Annotated in this window: 16 protein-coding genes (1 of these 16 running past the window's edge); 5 read left to right on the top strand and 11 right to left on the bottom strand. The window is 70.6% G+C overall.

The window, feature by feature from the left end; genetic code table 11:
• Positions 1-16: 16 nt before the first annotated feature.
• The 3 genes from LPC10_RS05040 to LPC10_RS05030 all read right to left on the bottom strand — a co-directional run bounded on the left by LPC10_RS05040 (position 17) and on the right by LPC10_RS05030 (position 2,755).
• Positions 17-1,342 carry a cobyrinate a,c-diamide synthase gene (locus tag LPC10_RS05040; RefSeq protein WP_231345734.1) on the bottom strand — a complete coding sequence of 442 codons (1,326 nt, stop codon included), beginning with the start codon at positions 1,340-1,342 and terminating at the stop codon, positions 17-19.
• Positions 1,339-2,148: a precorrin-4 C(11)-methyltransferase gene (cobM, locus tag LPC10_RS05035; protein WP_231345733.1), complete on the bottom strand. Its 810-nt coding sequence runs from the start codon at positions 2,146-2,148 to the stop codon at positions 1,339-1,341. The genes LPC10_RS05040 and cobM overlap by 4 nt, the downstream gene beginning before the upstream one ends.
• Positions 2,149-2,314: 166 nt before the next feature.
• Entirely contained in the window at positions 2,315-2,755 is a 441-nt protein-coding gene (locus LPC10_RS05030; protein ID WP_231345732.1) for a PACE efflux transporter, read from the bottom strand.
• 89 nt (positions 2,756-2,844) lie between these two features.
• On the opposite strand from LPC10_RS05030, the gene LPC10_RS05025 reads away from it, so the two are divergent.
• On the top strand, positions 2,845-3,744 hold the full coding sequence (locus LPC10_RS05025) for a LysR family transcriptional regulator (protein WP_231345731.1): 900 nt from the start codon (positions 2,845-2,847) through the stop codon (positions 3,742-3,744).
• Here LPC10_RS05025 and LPC10_RS05020 read toward each other — a convergent pair.
• From LPC10_RS05020 to LPC10_RS04995, 6 genes are all read right to left on the bottom strand, one after another.
• Entirely contained in the window at positions 3,730-4,167 is a 438-nt protein-coding gene (locus LPC10_RS05020; protein ID WP_231345730.1) for a cobalamin biosynthesis protein, read from the bottom strand. The genes LPC10_RS05025 and LPC10_RS05020 overlap by 15 nt on opposite strands.
• Positions 4,146-5,384 (bottom strand): precorrin-6y C5,15-methyltransferase (decarboxylating) subunit CbiE, encoded by a 1,239-nt coding sequence (gene cbiE / locus LPC10_RS05015; protein ID WP_231345729.1) that lies wholly within the window; start codon positions 5,382-5,384, stop codon positions 4,146-4,148. Before cbiE ends, LPC10_RS05020 begins: the two co-directional genes overlap by 22 nt.
• Before the next feature lie 127 nt (positions 5,385-5,511).
• The gene (oxlT, locus tag LPC10_RS05010; protein WP_231345728.1) at positions 5,512-6,801 is read right to left on the bottom strand and encodes an oxalate/formate MFS antiporter; all 1,290 of its coding nucleotides are present in this window, start codon (positions 6,799-6,801) and stop codon (positions 5,512-5,514) included.
• A gap of 55 nt (positions 6,802-6,856) precedes the next feature.
• Complete coding sequence (locus LPC10_RS05005) at positions 6,857-7,702, bottom strand: class I SAM-dependent methyltransferase (RefSeq protein WP_231345727.1); 846 nt, start codon at positions 7,700-7,702, stop codon at positions 6,857-6,859.
• Positions 7,703-7,808: 106 nt separating this feature from the next.
• Entirely contained in the window at positions 7,809-9,446 is a 1,638-nt protein-coding gene (locus LPC10_RS05000; RefSeq protein WP_231346967.1) for a dihydroxyacetone kinase subunit DhaK, read from the bottom strand.
• Between the two features lie 87 nt (positions 9,447-9,533).
• Entirely contained in the window at positions 9,534-11,129 is a 1,596-nt protein-coding gene (locus tag LPC10_RS04995) for a gamma-glutamyltransferase family protein (protein ID WP_231345726.1), read from the bottom strand.
• A 203-nt stretch (positions 11,130-11,332) separates the two neighbouring features.
• On the opposite strand from LPC10_RS04995, the gene LPC10_RS04990 reads away from it, so the two are divergent.
• A complete protein-coding gene (locus tag LPC10_RS04990; RefSeq protein WP_231345725.1) occupies positions 11,333-11,764 on the top strand; it encodes a hypothetical protein in 432 nt (143 codons plus the stop codon).
• A gap of 152 nt (positions 11,765-11,916) precedes the next feature.
• Positions 11,917-13,791 (top strand): molecular chaperone HtpG, encoded by a 1,875-nt coding sequence (htpG, locus tag LPC10_RS04985; RefSeq protein ID WP_231345724.1) that lies wholly within the window; start codon positions 11,917-11,919, stop codon positions 13,789-13,791.
• A gap of 31 nt (positions 13,792-13,822) precedes the next feature.
• On the opposite strand, the gene LPC10_RS04980 is transcribed toward htpG, so the two are convergent.
• Positions 13,823-14,041, bottom strand: a complete 219-nt coding sequence (locus tag LPC10_RS04980; protein ID WP_017486666.1) for a hypothetical protein — start codon at positions 14,039-14,041, stop codon at positions 13,823-13,825.
• 260 nt (positions 14,042-14,301) lie between these two features.
• Here LPC10_RS04980 and LPC10_RS04975 point away from each other — a divergent pair, with 260 nt between their 5' ends.
• Both LPC10_RS04975 and gluQRS read left to right on the top strand, forming a co-directional pair.
• Positions 14,302-14,595 carry a hypothetical protein gene (locus LPC10_RS04975; protein WP_231345723.1) on the top strand — a complete coding sequence of 98 codons (294 nt, stop codon included), beginning with the start codon at positions 14,302-14,304 and terminating at the stop codon, positions 14,593-14,595.
• A gap of 42 nt (positions 14,596-14,637) precedes the next feature.
• Positions 14,638-15,516 (top strand): tRNA glutamyl-Q(34) synthetase GluQRS, encoded by an 879-nt coding sequence (gene gluQRS / locus LPC10_RS04970; RefSeq protein WP_231345722.1) that lies wholly within the window; start codon positions 14,638-14,640, stop codon positions 15,514-15,516.
• Positions 15,517-15,683: 167 nt separating this feature from the next.
• On the opposite strand, the gene LPC10_RS04965 is transcribed toward gluQRS, so the two are convergent.
• A protein-coding gene (locus LPC10_RS04965) for a M23 family metallopeptidase (protein WP_231345721.1) crosses the window boundary here: on the bottom strand, positions 15,684-16,579 show its 3' end. It continues 1,192 nt past the right edge of the window; 896 of the gene's 2,088 nt are visible here — the last part of the coding sequence; its start codon lies off the right edge, out of view; the stop codon is at positions 15,684-15,686.

The raw sequence follows: 16,579 nt of genomic DNA, 5'->3' as shown, positions 1-16,579 counted from the left end.
GGCTCGCGGCCTTGGGCTACCCGCCGGTCGTCCCTGAGATCAGGTGGAAAAAACTGCCCGTAACTTGGCCCTGGCGGTGGCCGGCGAGGCCGAGCGGCACGCCCTCCGCATCCGTCACCTGCGCGAGCGCGAGCGTATCCTCGGGGTTCGGCGTGAGTTCGCTCGCATAGTGGAACTCGTGCCCGACGAGGCGCGTGCCGGCCGCACCCAACAAGCCATCGGCGAGGAGATGCGCGACGCGATAGCCGAGATGGAGCTTGCGCCGCCGGTACGAGGTCGCGACCGGCAGAAGGCCGCACATCGGATGGGTCACCCCGTCCGCATCCTCCAGGCTCTCGCCCAGAACCATGTAGCCGCCGCACTCGCCGTGGACCGGCCGCGTCTGCGCGAAGCCCCGCAGCCCGTCGCGGAAGCGCTGCGCCGCCGCGAGCCGGCCGGCATGCAGTTCGGGATAGCCGCCGGGCAGCCAGCAGGCGTCGCAATCGGTGCTCGGCGCCTCGTCGGCCAGCGGCGAGAACGGAACGATCTCGGCGCCGGCCGCGCGCCAGCCCGCCAGCATATGCGGATAGAGGAACGAGAAGGCGGCGTCCCGCGCCACCGCGATCCGCTGCGCCGGCGGCTTCGGCAGGCCGTCTCTGGTTTCGGGAGCGTGCCCGCCTGCCACGGAAACGATCGCGTCGAGGTTGAGGGAGGCTTCCGCGAGGTCGGCGAGCCGGTCGAGGCGGGCGTGGAGGTCGGCGGTCTCGCCGGCTTGAACGAGGCCGAGATGGCGCTCGGGCAGGACGAGGCTCGCCTCCCGCGGGAAGGCGCCGAGCACCGGGAGCCCGACCCGCGACAGCCCCGCCTCGACCAGACGGCGGTGGCGCGGGCTCGCGACCTTGTTGAGGATCACACCCGCGATCCGGATGCGCGAGTCGTAAGCCGCGCAGCCGAGCGCCACGGCCGCCGCCGATTGCGCCGCGCCCGACACGTCGAGCACGAGGAGCACCGGCCAGCCGTAGCGTGCGGCGATATCGGCATTCGCTCCCGTGCGACCCTCGCCGGCGACGATGCCGTCGTGCAGACCCATCGAGCCCTCGGCGATGACCAGATCCGCACCGCGTGCGCTCAGGCCGGCGCAGGCGTCGAGCAGCGCGTCGGGCATGGCGAAGCTGTCGAGGTTCAGGCTGGGGGCGCCGGTCGCCGCCTCGTGGAAGGCGGGGTCGATGTAGTCCGGCCCGCATTTGGCGCCGCGCAAAGCCACGCCGCGCCGGCGCAACGCCCGCATCAGCGCGAGCGTCACCGTGGTCTTGCCGGAGCCGGAGCGCGGCGCGGCGACGAGGAGGCCGGGGGCGGGGCTCACGATGCGGCCTCGTCCGATGTCGCGCCAACGGCACCGACTGCGCCGACGGCGCCGCGGGGGCGGAAGCGACGGTCGTAGTCGGGAGCGTAGAGCGCGCTCTCGCGGAAATCCGACGGGTCGAGCGCCGGCCCCACCAGGATCAGCGCCGTGCGCTCGATCTTTTCCGCGCGCACCCGCTCGGGCAGGGTGGCCAGCGTCCCGGTCAGCACCCGCTCGTCGGGCCAGGTCGCGCGGAACACCACCGCGGCCGGGCAGTCCGGCCCGTAGATGGGGACGAGGTCGGCGCAGGTCTGCTCGACGACGTGGATCGAGAGATGCAGCGCCAGCGTCGCCCCGGTGGCCGCAAAGGCGGAGAGGGTTTCGCGCTCCGGCATCGGGCTCGCCCGGCCCGAGGTGCGGGTGAGCACCACCGATTGCGTCAGCCCCGGCACGGTCAACTCGCGCCGCAGCAGGGCGGCGGCGGCGGCAAACGAGGGGACGCCCGGTGTCACGGTGTAGGGGATGCCGAGCCTGTCGAGCCGGCGGGTCTGCTCGGCGAGCGCACTCCAGACCGAGAGATCGCCCGAATGCAGCCGCGCCACGTCCCGGCCCGCCGCGTGCGCCCGCCCGATCTCTTCCATGATCGCGTCGAGGTCGAGGGGCGCGGTGTCGACGATGCGCGCATCCGGCGGGCACCACGAGAGGATCTCAGGAGCCACCAGCGAGCCGGCATAGAGGCAGACCGGACACGCGGCGATGAGATCGCGGCCGCGCACGGTGATGAGGTCGGCGGCGCCCGGCCCGGCGCCGATGAAGTGGACGGTCATGGCGTCCGCTTACAGCATCGGGCCGGTCGTTGGGGAGAGACGATGATCGAGGGGGACCGGCTCATACCAAATCCGATCGATCCCTTCGGGAGGGCGAATTTGGCCTCGCTCAAGCGCCGCGCAGGCTCGCTGATCCGATCCCCGCTTTGATCAAGCGGAGACCGACTCAGCGGGAGGCCGCCGCAGCCTCGCTCCAGCTCGGAAGCGGGAAAGCCCGGTCGTAGGCTAAGTTGAAGAGAAAGGCGTAGGCCACGTAGAAGGCCGCGATCGCGAGGTCCATCACGAAGGCCTGGACGAGGCCGATGCCGAGATACCAGGCGATCGGCGGCAGCAGGATCACGAGCAGCCCCGCCTCGAACAGAATGGCGTGACCCACCCGCAGGGGGAGGCTCTTGTGGGTATGCCCAATCCACCGCTGCATCGCGCGATCGAAGCCGAGATTGTAGACGTAGTTCCACGCCGTCGCGGCGAGCGCGCTGCCCACCCCGATGACGCCCATCTCGGAGACGTGCAGGCCGAACAGCACAGTGCCGAGCGGAATGATGAGCGCGAGGCCGAATAGCTCGAACAGGATGGCGTGGCGGATGCGGTCGCGTGTGGTGCGCATGGACTGGCCCCGGAAGACGTCGTTGGTCCGCGGCCTTCTATCTGTGATATCGCTGGCGCAAAGTTGGAACCTATCTGGAAATCGGATGGATGGCGGTCTCGCTCGAACAGCTCCAAGCCTTCGTGGCGGCGGCCGAGGCCGGGTCCTTCTCGGGCGCGGCCCGTAGGCTGCGGAAGGCGCAATCGGCCGTCAGCACCCAGGTGGCCAACCTCGAGACCGATCTCGGGCTGGCGCTGTTCGACCGAACCGGCCGAAACCCGGTTCTGATGCCAGCGGGCGAGCGTCTGCTTCTGGAGGCGCGGGTGGTGCTCGACCGGCGCGAGCACCTGATCGGCGTGGCGAGCAGCCTGGAGCAGCGGGTCGAGAACCGGCTGGTCGTCGCTATCGACGAGCTCTACCCCGAGCACGCGCTCGGCGCCCTCTTCGCCGAATTCGCTCAGGCCTTCCCCTTCGTCGAGCTGGAACTGCTCTTCCCGCTGATGGAGGATGTCAGCCGCATGGTGCAGTCGGGCGCCGCCGATCTCGGCGTGATGTGGCGACAGGAGGTTCTGCCGACCGAACTCGGCTTCCAGACCATCGGCTGGGTGCCGCTCAAGCTCGTCTGCGGGCGCGACCACCCGCTCGCCAAGGCGCGGGTGGAGTGGGAGGAGTTGAAGCGCCACCGCCAGATCCTCGTGGCCGCGCGCAGCGATGGGCCGGAGAAGCGCCGCCTGCGGGTGGCCGCCGAAGTGTGGTGGGTGGAGAGCCACTGGGTCATTCTGGAGATGGTGAAGCACGGCATCGGCTGGGCCTTCGTCACCGACCACGTGATCGCCGCCTCCCAGACCGCACCGTTCCTCGTCACGCCGGATCTGCAATTCGACCAGGGCGACTGGCCGATCGCCCTGGAACTGGTCTGGCACAAGCAGCGGCCCTGCGGCCCGGCCGCTTCTTGGCTGCGCGCACGCTTTGCCGCGGAGCGGGTCGGCGGCCTGTCAGGAGGGGATTGAGCCGACGGAAGGGCGGTCCTCGAACAAGGCGAGGGCGCAGGTGGCGCCGGCGCTGGCGATGCGGGGCAGGAGAAGGCGCGCCGCCGGGCCGGCGCAGGCGAGGGCTGCCGCCTCTGCCACCGAGCCGACGCCGCGGCTCGCCTCGATCCGGCTCGAGCGGGTCACGACCCGCGCATCCACCGCCGTCAGGGCCGACGCATCGAGCCCGGTCGGGATGAGGCCGAAGGCGGCGGCGGCCACGCGGATCGCCGGTTCGCCGGTTCGGTCCGCGGCGGAGGCGATGGCGGTGAGCCGCTCGGGCGCCAGCCCGGCCTCACCGAGTGCGCGGTGCAGGAGCGCGACGATTTCTGCGGGTGGCGTCGCCCGGCGGAAGCCGATGCCGGCGACGAGACGGGGCAGGGTCACGGCTTCGTCCAGACCCATTGCGTGATCGGCATGGCCGGTCGCCAGCCGGTGAGGCCGCCGACTGGCACGGCCTGGGCGAACGAGAGCCGTCGCAGGGCGCCGCCGGCCTCACCGAAGGCCGCGAGCAGAGCCGCCTCGCCCTCCAGGGTGACGGCGTTGGCGACGCATCGTCCGTCCGGAGGAAGTGCCTCCCGGCAGGCGGCGAGCAGGCCGGGCTCGGCGCCGCCGCCGCCGACGAAGACCGAATGAGGGGAGGGGAGGGCGGGCAAACTCGCGAGCGAGGCGCCGACAACGACCTGCACCCGTGCGCCGACGCCGAGTGCCCGTGCGTTGCGGGCGATCCGTTCGGCCCGGTCCGGGCGCCGCTCGACCGCCACCGCGCGATTGGCGGGATGGCGCAGGCACCACTCGATCGAGACCGAGCCGGCGCCGGCGCCGAGATCCCACAGGGTCTCGCCGGCCCGCGGGCGCAGCGCCGCGAGCGTCACCGCGCGGATCTCGGCCTTGGTGAGTTGGCCGTCATTCTCGAACCACGTGTCTGCGAGGCCGGGGCTCAAGGGGACGATCCGGGCGCCGGGTTCGGCCTCGACCTCTACCGCGATCGTGTTGAGGGCGGCGATTTCGCTCAGGTCGAAGCCCTCCGCCCGCGCCGCGCGGACCCGCTCGTTCGGGCCGCCCATCGCTTCGAGCACGGTGAGCCGCGAGAGGCCGAGCCCGCGCTCGACGAGGAGAGCGGCGAGCGCGGCGGGCGTCGTTCCGTCCCAGGACAGGGCGAGGAGGCGGGCGCCGGGCTGGAGATGGGGCACGATGCCGAACAGGTCGCGCCCATGAAGGGTCAGGCAGGCGGTGTCGGGCAGCGACCAGCCGAGCCGGGCGGCGGCCAGGCTGAAGGCGGAGGGCTGTAAAAACGCGCGGATCTCCGCCGCCGGCACCAGCCGGGCGATCTCGGCGCCGATGCCGTAGTGGAACGGGTCGCCGGTGGCGAGGATGCAGGTGGGCCGGCCGCGCCGCGCCAGGATGCCCGGATAGGCATCCGTAATCGGGCTCGGCCAGGGCCGGGTCTCGGCGGACAGAGGGCTCGCCAGCGCGAGGTGGCGACGCCCGCCATAGATTACCTCCGCGGCGTCGAGGGCGGCGGACGCGGCGGGCGAGAGCCCCGCGCGCCCGTCCTCGCCGATGCCGACGATGGCGAGCCAGGGGGCGCGTCCCGGCTCGGGAGGAAGCGGCGCGGTCATGGTCCGCGCCGCCGGGGAGTGATGTGCATGGCGGATGTCTCTGGCGCGAGTCGGTCGGTCTCGCGAAAAGCCATCCGTTACGCGCGCCGGCCCCGTTCTACCAGGGCCGGCGCTGGCCGCTTTTGCCTCAGACCGCCGGACGCACGGCCAGCGGCGCGGCCGCTTCCGGCACCGCTGGTCCGGGCACGCCGAGATAGGCGCGGCGGGCGGGCTTGAGCACGAACCACGCGAGCGCCGCGACGATGAGATCGAGGACGATGGCGATGCCGAAGACCGGCACCCAGCTCCCGACCGCGTCGTGGATCAGCGCGGCAACCGGGCCGCCGAGCAGCGAGCCGACGCCCTGGGCCATGTAGAGGAAGCCGTAATTGGTCGTGGCGTGCTTGGTGCCGAAGGTGTCGGTCAGCGTCGAGGGGAACAGCGAGAAGATCTCGCCCCAGGCGAAGAAGACGACGCCCGAGAGCAGGGCGAAGGCGTAGGCGTTCTCGCGGAACATCAACAGCAGGCCGATGGCCACCGCTTCGAGCGCGAAGGCCACGGCCATGGTGTTCTCGCGGCCGGCATGATCGGAGACCCAGCCGAAGAAGGGTCGCGTTAGGCCGTTGGTGATGCGGTCGAAGGTGAGCGCGAAGGGCAACGCCGCGAAGCCGAACACCATGGCATCGGCCACACCGAATTCCTTGGCGAAGGCCGCGAATTGCGCCACCACCATCAGGCCGCCGGTCGACATCATCGCCATCATGGCGAACATCAGCCAGAAAAGCGGGCTCCGCAGCATCTCGGCCGGAGCCACGTCGCGGGCGGCGCTCGCCACCTTGTTGGCGGGGATGGCGGGCGTCTCGCCGGCCTTCGGCGTGCGCAGGCCGAGCGCCGCGGCGACGCCGATCACGGCCATGATCGCACCGAACACGAACAGCGTGTGGCGGTAGCCCGAGGCGGCGATCATGTCGGTGATGGGGAAGGTGGTGGCGATGGCGCCCATGCCGTAACCCGCCGCCACGACGCCGGCGGCGAAGCCGCGCCGCTCGGGAAACCAGCGCACCATCAGCCCGACGACGCCGACATAGACGACGCCGGTGCCCAGGCCGCAGAGTAGACCGTAGGTTGCATAAAGCCCCCACAGCGTGTCGGTGTAGGAGGCCGCGATCCAGCCGAGCCCCGACAGGCCGGCGCCGAGGGCGATCATGGCCTTGGCGCTGAAGCGCTCGATCAGCCAGCCCTGCACCGGCGAGAAGAAGGTCTGGAGCACGATCAGCAGGGTGAAGGCGACCTGCACGGCGGCGAGACTCGCGCCAGTGGTCGCCTGGAACGGCTTCACGAACAGGGTCCAGACATATTGCGGGCTGGAGATCGTCATCATGACGAGTAGACCCAGGCCGAGCTGGATCCACCGCGTCCGACCAGAGATTGTATTCATCATTCACTCCCTTGCGGCGCCGGCAGCGCAGCAAAGGACGTGCCAGAGCCGAACCTCAGGTTCGCGCTGTGACGAGCCAGCAGGCGGCGCCGAGATCGACCGGGCCCGTTCCGAAGCTTTCGGTGAAAAGCTCTGTGATGATTTTCAAGGCAGCCGCCTGCAGAGCCGGATCGCGGTCGCGCAGCAGGCGGGCAACGGGTCCCCGCGTCGCGACGAAGTCGGCTGCGGCCGAGATCGTCACGCCGACTCGCATCGTCCGATCGACCGGTTGGCAGGCGATGGCACGAAAGCCGGCTGCCTCAAGAATAGGCAGGAGCGTGTCCGGTGCGGCGAAGCGGAACGGGCCGGGCATGCCGGGCTGCGGTGGCTCGACCTCGGGCAGGAGCGGCAGCACGGCGTCGCGGGGAACCGTGACCCAGGCATTCTCCGCCATGCTGCGCCAGCAGAGGAAGCTCAGCCGTCCGCCTTCCGCGAGGGAGCGGCGGATATTGGCGAAGGCGTCGGCGGAATCCTCGAAGAACATCACACCGAAACGCGAAAGGGCGTGGTCGAAGCGTCCCTCGAAGGCGTGATCCTGGGCATCGGCCCGAAGCCACGCGATCGGGGCGGCGCCCGGCCCCTCCCGCGCCGCCCGCTCGCGGCCGACCGCCAGCAGCGGTTCGGACAGGTCCGCGCCGGTCACATGGCCGCCGCTCCCGACCTGCCGCGCGGCGATGAGCGCGGTGTCGCCCGATCCGCAGCCGATATCGAGCACGCGCTCGCCGGGCTTGAGCGCGGCGCTGGCGAACAGCGCCTCGGTGAAGGGCGCGAAGGCGGAGTCGAGCGCTTGGTGGTAGGCGGCCCAGCGCTGTCCGACCTCGCCGTTCCAGTACTCGCTCTGGTCCTTGTTCAGGGTGCTCATCCTCTGTCGTCTCACTCTACTTCCAGGCCGTCGTTTCGGGTCTCAGCCCACGGCTTCGCCTCGCAATGACAGAAGGAGCGAGCGAAGCCATCAAAGGGAGGACGTCTCAGGGCGTTTCAGCGGCCAGTGCCTCGAAGGCGGTCGCCACCGCGACGGCGCCGGGATCGGGATGGCCCTTCAGGTCGCTGCCGGCGAGGTAGCTGGAGCGGCCGGTGCCGGCCCGCTCCATCCTGGCGGTCGCCTCCGCCCCTGTGCGGGCAGCGCGCGCCGCCGCGCCGATCCCGGAGGCCGCCAGCGCCTCGACCGCCGGAATCGCCGCGTCGAGCATCGTGCGGTCGCCCGGGCCTGCGCCGCCGATCTCGCGCACCCGCTCCACCCCGGCGGCGCAGGCTTTCGCCCAATCGGCCCCGGCGGCGAGCGCCGCGCCGGCCGCGGTGAAGAAGATCGAGAGCAGCACGCCGCTCGACCCGCCCGTAGCGCGCCCGAGGCGCTCGCCCAGCGCGCGGCAGAGCGCGGCGGGCTCGGCCTGCGGCAGACGGTCGAGATCGGCCAGGACGGCGCGTGCGCCCTCGGCGAAGGTGGAGCCGGTATCCCCGTCACCCACCCGCGCATCGAGGGCGTTGAGCGAGGCTTCCGCCGCAATCAGCGCCCGGCACACCGCCTCGATCCGGGCGGCGACGGCCGGATCCCGCGAGGGCGTCGGCGCCGGACCGCCGGAGACCCCCTCTGGCAGCGGCCGGACGATCGGCGCGTGCAGGACCCGCGCGCGCGGCCAGGCGGCGACCGGCGTCTCGGCGAGAAGCGCCGCCTCGATGGTCTCGTCCAGCGCCAGGAAGGTGAGGGAGGCGCCGTGCATGTCGAGCGCCGTCATGACCGGGGACGGACCGAGCAACAGCCGCACCCGGCGGCCGAGATCGGTCGCGAGCACCGCCTTCGTCAGAACCGCCATCTCGAGGGCGGTGGTCGAGCCGAGATTGTTGACGAGGAGCGCCAGCCGCTCGGCCCCCGCGATGGGGGCGGGAAAACGTGCGGTCATGCGCGCGGCGAGCGCGTCGGCGCGGGGCAGGTCGATGCGCTCGATGCCGGGCTCGCCGTGGATGCCGAGGCCGAGTTCCGCTTGGCCTTCCGCCAAGCGCGGCTCCGGCCGGGTGCCCGGGATCGTCGCGGTGGAGACGGCGATGCCGAGGGTGCGCACGGCGGCGGCCGTGCGCCGGGCCAGCGCCGCCACCTCTCCCAGGGGAGCGCCCGAGGCGGCGGCGTGGCCCGCGGCCTTGTGGACGAGGAGCGTCCCGGCGAGCCCCCGCGGCCGGGCCGCCTCCGGCAGGGCGATGTCGTCGGCCACCAGCACCGTCTCGACCCGGCGGCCGAGCGCGCGGGCCCGCTCGGCGGCGAGGCCGAAATTCAGCCGGTCGCCGGCATAGTTCTTCACGATGAGGACGCAGCCGGCCTCGCCCGTCACCGCCAGGATCCCGGCGAGCACGGCTTCGACGGAGGGGGAGGCGAACACGTCGCCGCACACCGCCGCCGCGAGCAGGCCGGGCCCGACGAAGCCGGCATGGGCTGGCTCGTGCCCCGAGCCGCCACCGGAGACGATGGCGACCTTTCCGGGTTCCGGCTCGGCCCGCAGCACGACGCGGATCTCGGGGTAGCCGTCGAGCCGCGCCAGCGCTCCGCCGCTGCCGGCGACGAGCCCGTCGATGGCGTCGGTGACGAGGCCGGCGCGGTCATTGATGAAGTGGGACAAGGCGGTGCCTCCCGTCATGCCCGCTCGTCGGGCGGGCTTTGGCGCGGAAGGTATCGCGTGCCTCGGGTGGTGTAACCCTGGCCCGCCTCAGAGTCCCGCCGCGCCACCGTCGGAGCGCGGATCGTGCGTTGCTTCGATCCGCCCGTCCTTGACGTGGCGCACCAGCATGCCGGCATGACCGAGTGAGTCGATATAGGCGCCGCCCAGTTCCTCGATATCGTGGCCCAAGCGCCGCAGCGCCGCGATGCAGCCCGGATCGAAGCGGTCCTCGACCTTCACGCTGAGCGACTCGGCGCCCCAGGTGCGGCCGTAGAGCAGGCGCGGCGCATCGACCGCGTCGGCCACCGACATTCCGTAATCGGCGTAGCGCGAAAAAATCTGGGCCTGGAATTGCGGCTGCCCGTCGCCGCCCATGGAGCCGTAGGACATCACCCGGCCGTCGTCGAAGGCGGCGAGCGCCGGGATCAGGGTGTGGAACGGGCGCCGGCCCGGCTCCAGCGGGTTCACCGCGTTCGGATCGAGCGAGAACGACATGCCGCGGTTCTGCCAGCAGATGCCCGTGGCGGGCAGCACCGTGCCGGAGCCGTATTCCCAGTAGACCGACTGGATGAAGGACACGGCCATGCCCTCGTTGTCGATGGCGCCCATCCAGACGGTATCGCCCTCGCCCGAGCGCACGGGGATGCTCGCCGCGCGCGCCATGTCGATCAGCGCTGCCTCACGGTCGAGGCGCTTGGAATCGAGGAAGGCGGCCGGGTCGCCTTTGAGGCGGTCGAAATCGGTGACGAAGCGGTCGCGGATGGCGAAGGCGCGCTTCGTCGCCTCGATCAGGCCGTGATAATGCGCGGTGCTCTCCGGCTCGGCGATGTTCAGCCGCTCGAAGATCCCGAGGATGATGAGCGCCGCGAGGCCCTGGGTCGGCGGCGGGAAGTTGTAGAGCGTGGCGTCGCGCCGACGCAGCGTCAGGGGCGCCCGCTCCTTGGCCGAATAGGCATCAAGGTCGGCGCGGGTCACCGGCGCGCCGAGGCGCTCCAGATCGGCGGCGATCTCGCGGCCGATATCGCCGCGGTAGAAGTCGTCGAGCCCGGCATGGACGAGTTGGGTCAGGGTGTCGGCGAGCTTGGGCTGCGTTCGGATCGCGCCCGCCGCGTAGGGCTTGCCGTCATCGAGATAGGTTTTTGCAAAATTCGGCGCGTCGTGGAGCGTGTCGAGCTCCTTCGGCACGTAGCGCGCTTCCGAAGCCGAGACCGGGCAGCCGGCGCGGGCGTGGCGGATCGCGTCGGCGAGGATCGCGTCAAGGGGCAGGCGGCCGCCGAAGGCACGGGCCATGTCGAGGGCAAGGCGCCAGCCGCCGACCGTGCCGGCCACCGTCACCGCCGCATCGGGGCCGCGGGAGGGGATCGCCTCGAGGCCCTTCTCCCGGTAGCGGGCGCGGGTGGCGAGCCTGCCGGCCGGGCCGCAGGCCTCGATGCCGCGCACCCGGCCGTTCTTTTCCCGGATCAGCCAGAAGCCGTCGCCGCCGATGCCGTTCATGTGCGGGTAGACCACCGCGATCGCCGCGGCCATGGCGACCATCGCCTCGATGGCATTGCCCCCCTGCGCCAACACGTTCTGCCCGGCCGTAGCCGCGAGCGCGTGGGGGGCGGCGACGGCCGCATGGGCGAAGACGGGCGTATCGGGCATGATCGGACTCTGACGAAACCTGAGGTCGGCCGGGACGCGGCCGAGAAGCAGGATCAGGACCACGCGCAGACGCGCAGGGCAACCGCCACGCTTTCGGTGGCCGCGCAGCCCGGGCATTCGCCGGCCGCGCAACCGGCTTCCCTGCGGCCGAGGCTTCCTGATGTCTGCGATCGAGGGTTGCTCGAGGCGACCGAATTCCCGGAATGCTGAAATGGTTCCGGTCGTGCTTCTGCCTTTTTACGAATGTTGCACAAAAGGAACTGCGCGGCTGCGAGCAGGATGACATGATCGTCCTCGCGATTCGGCAGGTATCTCCACACATGAAGCAAAACGACCGGGCGATCCTACAGGATCGCGTGAGAACACTTGTCTTGCGCCATGCTCTCGAAGCCGCACTTCAGCGGTTGGCCGATCTTTCCGGTGCGAGTGCCGAGGAAGAACTGTTGCGGCTCGAGCATTCCATTGTGCTGGCGACGCGCCGCGTCGGCGAGATTCCCGGCAACGTGCAACTCGCCGCCCTGGTCGCGGTCGAGGATGCGGTGGCGGCCATCCGCACCGCGTTCGATACGGTGCACGGGCAGATCGAGGCGGCGCCGGCCGTGAACCCCGCGGCACCGACAGCCCTGGCGGCCTAAAACGCGACGATTTCGCCGCCGGCTCACGCCCACGGCGATTGAATTGCCGTCTTGCCATGGGCATATCGCCCCCGCTTTTCGCGTGTTCGGCCGAACACCCGCCGCGTCCGCGCGGGCGTTCCGGTGCGGCACGCCAGACGGGGAGTAAGCCTTTGAGCGAGACGGTAGAGCGGCACGAATTCGGTGCCGAGGTCGGGCGCCTGTTGGATCTCGTCGTCCACGCGCTCTATTCCGACCGCGAGATCTTCCTGCGCGAGCTGGTGGCCAATGCTGCCGACGCGACCGACCGGCGCCGCTTCGAGGCGCTGACCAACGAGGCCCTGGCGCTCCCCTCCGACGCCCGGGTGCTGATTGCCCCCGACAAGGCGGCGCGCACGCTCACCATCTCCGATTCCGGCATCGGCATGAGCAAGGAGGATCTGGCCCAGAACCTCGGCACCATCGCCCGCTCCGGCACCCGCGCCTTCTCCCAGGCGCTCGGCGAGACCAAGGGCGGCGAGGGCGAGGATCTGCGCCCGAGCCTGATCGGCCAGTTCGGCGTCGGCTTCTACTCCGCCTTCATGGTGGCCGACCGCGTCACCGTCACCTCGCGCCGGGCGGGTGCGGACGAGGCCTGGACCTGGGCCTCCGACGGCAAGGGCAGCTACACTCTCGAGCCGGCCGCCCGCGAACAGGCCGGCACCGACATCGTGCTGCATCTGAAGGAGGATGCCGACGAGTATCTGGAGAGCTACCGGCTCGATCACGTCGTGCGCAAATGGGCCGACAACATCGCCGTGCCGATCGCGATCCGCGACGCGGAGGGCAAGGAGGAGGCGGCCAACCGGGGCACCGCCCTCTGGCGCAAGCCGAAATCCGAGATCACGGAAGAGCAGTACAAGGAGTTCTACCGCACCGTCAGCCACGGTTTCGACGAGCCCTGGGCGACGCTGCACTGGCGGGCCGAGGGCGCGCTCGAATTCACCGGCCTCCTGTTCGTGCCGAGCATGAAGCCGTTCATGGCGATGGAGGACGACCGGCGCTCCAAGGTGCGGCTGCACGTGCGGCGCATGTTTATCACCGACGAGGCCGAGTTGCTGCCGAACTGGCTGCGCTTCGTCCACGGCGTGATCGATACCGACGACCTTCCGCTCAACGTCTCCCGCGAGATGCTGCAATCGACGCCGACCTTGCAGAAGATCCGCCGCGCCGTGACCACCCGCGTCATCAACGAGCTGTCGAGCCGCTCGAAGAACGCGGAGAAGGCCGAGGAATACCAGAAGTTCTTCGAGAATTTCGGCTCGGTGCTGAAGGAAGGTATCTACGAGGATTTCGAGCGCCGCGCCGAGATCGCACCGCTGCTGCGCTTCCGCTCGTCCACGCAAGAGGGCTGGACCTCGCTGCCCGACTACGTCGCGCGCATGAAGCCGGAGCAGGAGGCGATCTACTACCTCGTCGCCTACGACGTGGAGGCGCTCAAGAACTCCGCCCAGCTCGAAGGATTCCGGGCCCGCGGGGTCGAGGTGCTGCTGCTGTCCGACCACGTCGATGCGTTCTGGCCGGAGCAGTTGGGCAAGTTCGAGGACAAGCCGCTGCGTTCGGTCACGCAAGGCTCGGCCGACCTCGCCAAGCTCAAGCCCGAGGGCGAGGCGGCCGAGGAGGCGCCCCCGGCCGACAAGTTGGTGGCCGCCCTCAAGCTCGCGCTGGAGCCCGACGTCTCCGACGTGCGGACCACGGACCGCCTCGTCGACAGTGCCGTGGTGCTCGCCGCCTCCGGCATGGGCCCCGACCTGCAGATGCAGCGCCTGCTGCGCCGGGCCGGCCGCGGCTTCGGCGGCTCCGCGCCGATCCTGGAGATCAACCCGCGCCACCCCCTGATCCGGTCGCTCAACGACCGGGCCGAGGCCGGCGCGGATCTGAAGGCCGAGGCCGGCACGCTGCTCGACCTCGCCCGCGTTCAGGATGGCGACACGCCGCGCGATCCGGTGGCCTTCGCCCGTGCCGTCGCGGCGGCGCTGGCGGGCACCCCCGCCAAGCCGGCGTCGTAAGGGCTCGGGGAGGGGGCGGGATGCGGAAGGCTCAGATCCGCGTCCCGTCATCCCGCGGCGGCGCACCGCAGCGGAAGCGGGCGACCCGCCAGCGGTCGCCGTGTGCGTTCTGCCAAGCCGCCATCTGCGGCTGGGCCACCGAAAGGCATTGCTGCGGCGTGACGATATCCTCGTTGAAGCGGTGAACCCGCATGACGCAGTGGGTGGGGTTGGCGACCATGCAGGTCAGGAAGTAGAGGCCGTAGAGCATGCGCGGAGGCTCCGTCGTGGCGTGGGTCTCTCTCCTCCCGAGGTCGCTTCTTTCTGAGTGTGCGTCTTGATCGTCCGGTTTGCGACATCGCAACGAGCGTGCCGGAAGTTCCCGCCTCACATGCGCAGATTGCCTGTGGCGCTTGCGTGCAACGCCCACAATTTCGTGAGCGGCGGCTGAAGGACCCGCCCAGCCTCGGCCATGAACCGCCGGGCCGGCGGCGTTGACAGTCCTCCGGTATCCGCGCGAACACCGCTGCCATGGCCGCCGACCTCTCCCCCGATCCGCCGACCGCTCGCCTCGACCGCCGGGTCACCTGGGCCGTGATCGCCCTCGTCGCCGCGACCGTCCTGATCGGAGCTCTGGCGCCGCGTCCCGCCCACCATGCCGCCCCGGCGCCGATCACGGATCCGGCGCAGAATCCGAACTGCGCCGAGTGGGGCGACGGCTGCAAGGTCTGCCGCCGCATCGGGGAGGAGATCGCCTGTTCGCTGCCGGGCATCGCCTGCACGCCCGGTCCCATGACCTGCCTGGGCAGCACCGGAGAGCCGTGATCCGGAGCCGTGAAGGGAGGACACCGGCTGTCTGACGGGGGGATGCGGGAACGGAAGCCGGTTTTGCGCTTCGCGCCGAGCCCGAACGGCCGCCTGCATCTCGGCCACGCCTATTCCGCGCTCCTGAACGCGCAGATCGCCGAGCGGCTCGGCGGCCGGCTGCTGCTGCGCATCGAGGATATCGATCTCGGCCGCTCCCGGCCGGAATTCGTGGCCGGCATCCTGACCGATCTCGATTGGCTCGAGCTGCGCTTCGAGGCGGCCGTCCGCCGCCAATCCGAGCATTTTCCGGATTACGCCGCCGCACGCGATGCATTGGCAACTCGCGGCCTGATCTATCCCTGCTTCTGCTCACGGGGGCAGATTGCGGCGGAGGTCGCGGCCCGTGCGGCACGCGGGGAAGCGGCGGCGCGCGATCCCGACGGCGCCCCCCTGTATCCAGGCACCTGCCGCCACCTGTCGAACGACGAAGCGACGGCGCGCTGCGAGCGGGGGGAGCCGCATACCTGGCGCCTCGACATGCCGGCGGCGCTCCGCTCCGTCTCCGAACTGCCCGTCATCCGCCGCGTCTCACCCGATGGCGGCGCTTTGGAGACCGTCACTGCCGCGCCGGCCCGATGGGGTGACGCGGTGATCGTTCGGCGCGACGTGCCGACGAGCTACCACCTCGCGGTCGTCTGCGACGATGCTCTGCAGGGGATCACCCACGTGGTGCGCGGTCAGGATCTGGAGGCAGCCACCGATCTCCACGCCTTGCTCCAGCGCCTCTTCGGCCTTCCGTCGCCGGCCTATCACCACCATGCGTTGATCCGAGCCGAGGACGGCGAGAAGCTCGCCAAGTCGAAGGGCTCCGAATCCCTCGCCGACCTGCGCGCCCGCGGCATCACCGCTGAAGATGTACGGACAAGGCTCGGGTTTTGAACCTTTGGTTGACCCAGCGTCTCACCGGGACTTGTGCCACATCGGTCCTTCGGGAATCCGTGAGGGGCGGCGGGTGGCCGTCTGGGGGCCAGGCACGATGCGATTGTTTCGCGCGATCCTGATTGTGTCGGCCTGGGCGCCCGCCGCACCGATCTTTTCTCTGCGTGTCACCGCATCGCGTCGCGCTGCGCCATCGCCGTGGCGGTCTTCGACTTCTGCATCGTCGCTTCGGTCTGGTCGCGCTGGCGTTTGAACTCGGCGAGCAGGCGCCCGTCGAGCTCGCGCCCGCGGGGCACCCGGATCTTCATCGGATCGACGAAGTGGCCGTTGATGATCACCTCGTAGTGCAGGTGGGCGCCGGTGGACAGGCCGGTGGAGCCGACATAGCCGATCACCTGCCCCTGCCGCACGCGGCTGCCCGCGCTGACGCCGCGGGCAAAGCGCGACATGTGGTTGTAGGTCGTGACGTAGCCGTTGATGTGCTGCACCTCGACCCGGCGGCCGTAGCCCGAATCCCATTCCGCCTTGATCACGGTGCCGTTGCCGGCGGCCACGATCGGCGTGCCGATCGGGTTGGCCCAATCGACGCCGGTATGCAGCTTGGCATAGCCGAGGATCGGGTGGCGCCGGTAGCCGAAGCCCGAGCGCATGATGCCGTCGGCGATCGGCTTGCGGATCAGGAACTTTTTCAGCGAGCGGCCCTGCTCGTCGAGATAATCGATCGAGCCGTCGTCCGGGGACTGGAAGCGATAGACTTTGCGCGACTCGCCCCCGAGATTGAGCGCGGCGTAGAGCAGTTCCGGTCGCTCGGAGGCGCCAGGCCCGGCCTCCTCGTCGTAGGTGTAGAACAGGTCGATCCCGTCGCCCGACGAGATGCGGCGCTGGAAGTCGATGTCGTAGCTGAAGATCCGGAGGATATCCTCGACCGTCGAGCGCGGCACCTCGTGGCGCGCTCCGGTCTCGTAGAGGCTCTGGTAGAGCCGCGGGCCGTTGCCCTCGTCCTCCTCGTCGTCGTCCGGCGTCTCGGCATGAGCCTGCTCTCGCGAGCGTCCCCGCGACTCGT

The organism is Methylorubrum sp. B1-46 (assembly GCF_021117295.1).
Lineage (GTDB): Bacteria > Pseudomonadota > Alphaproteobacteria > Rhizobiales > Beijerinckiaceae > Methylobacterium.
The sequence above is the reverse complement of the archived record's forward strand: the minus strand, read 5'-3'. Positions and strand labels throughout refer to the sequence as shown.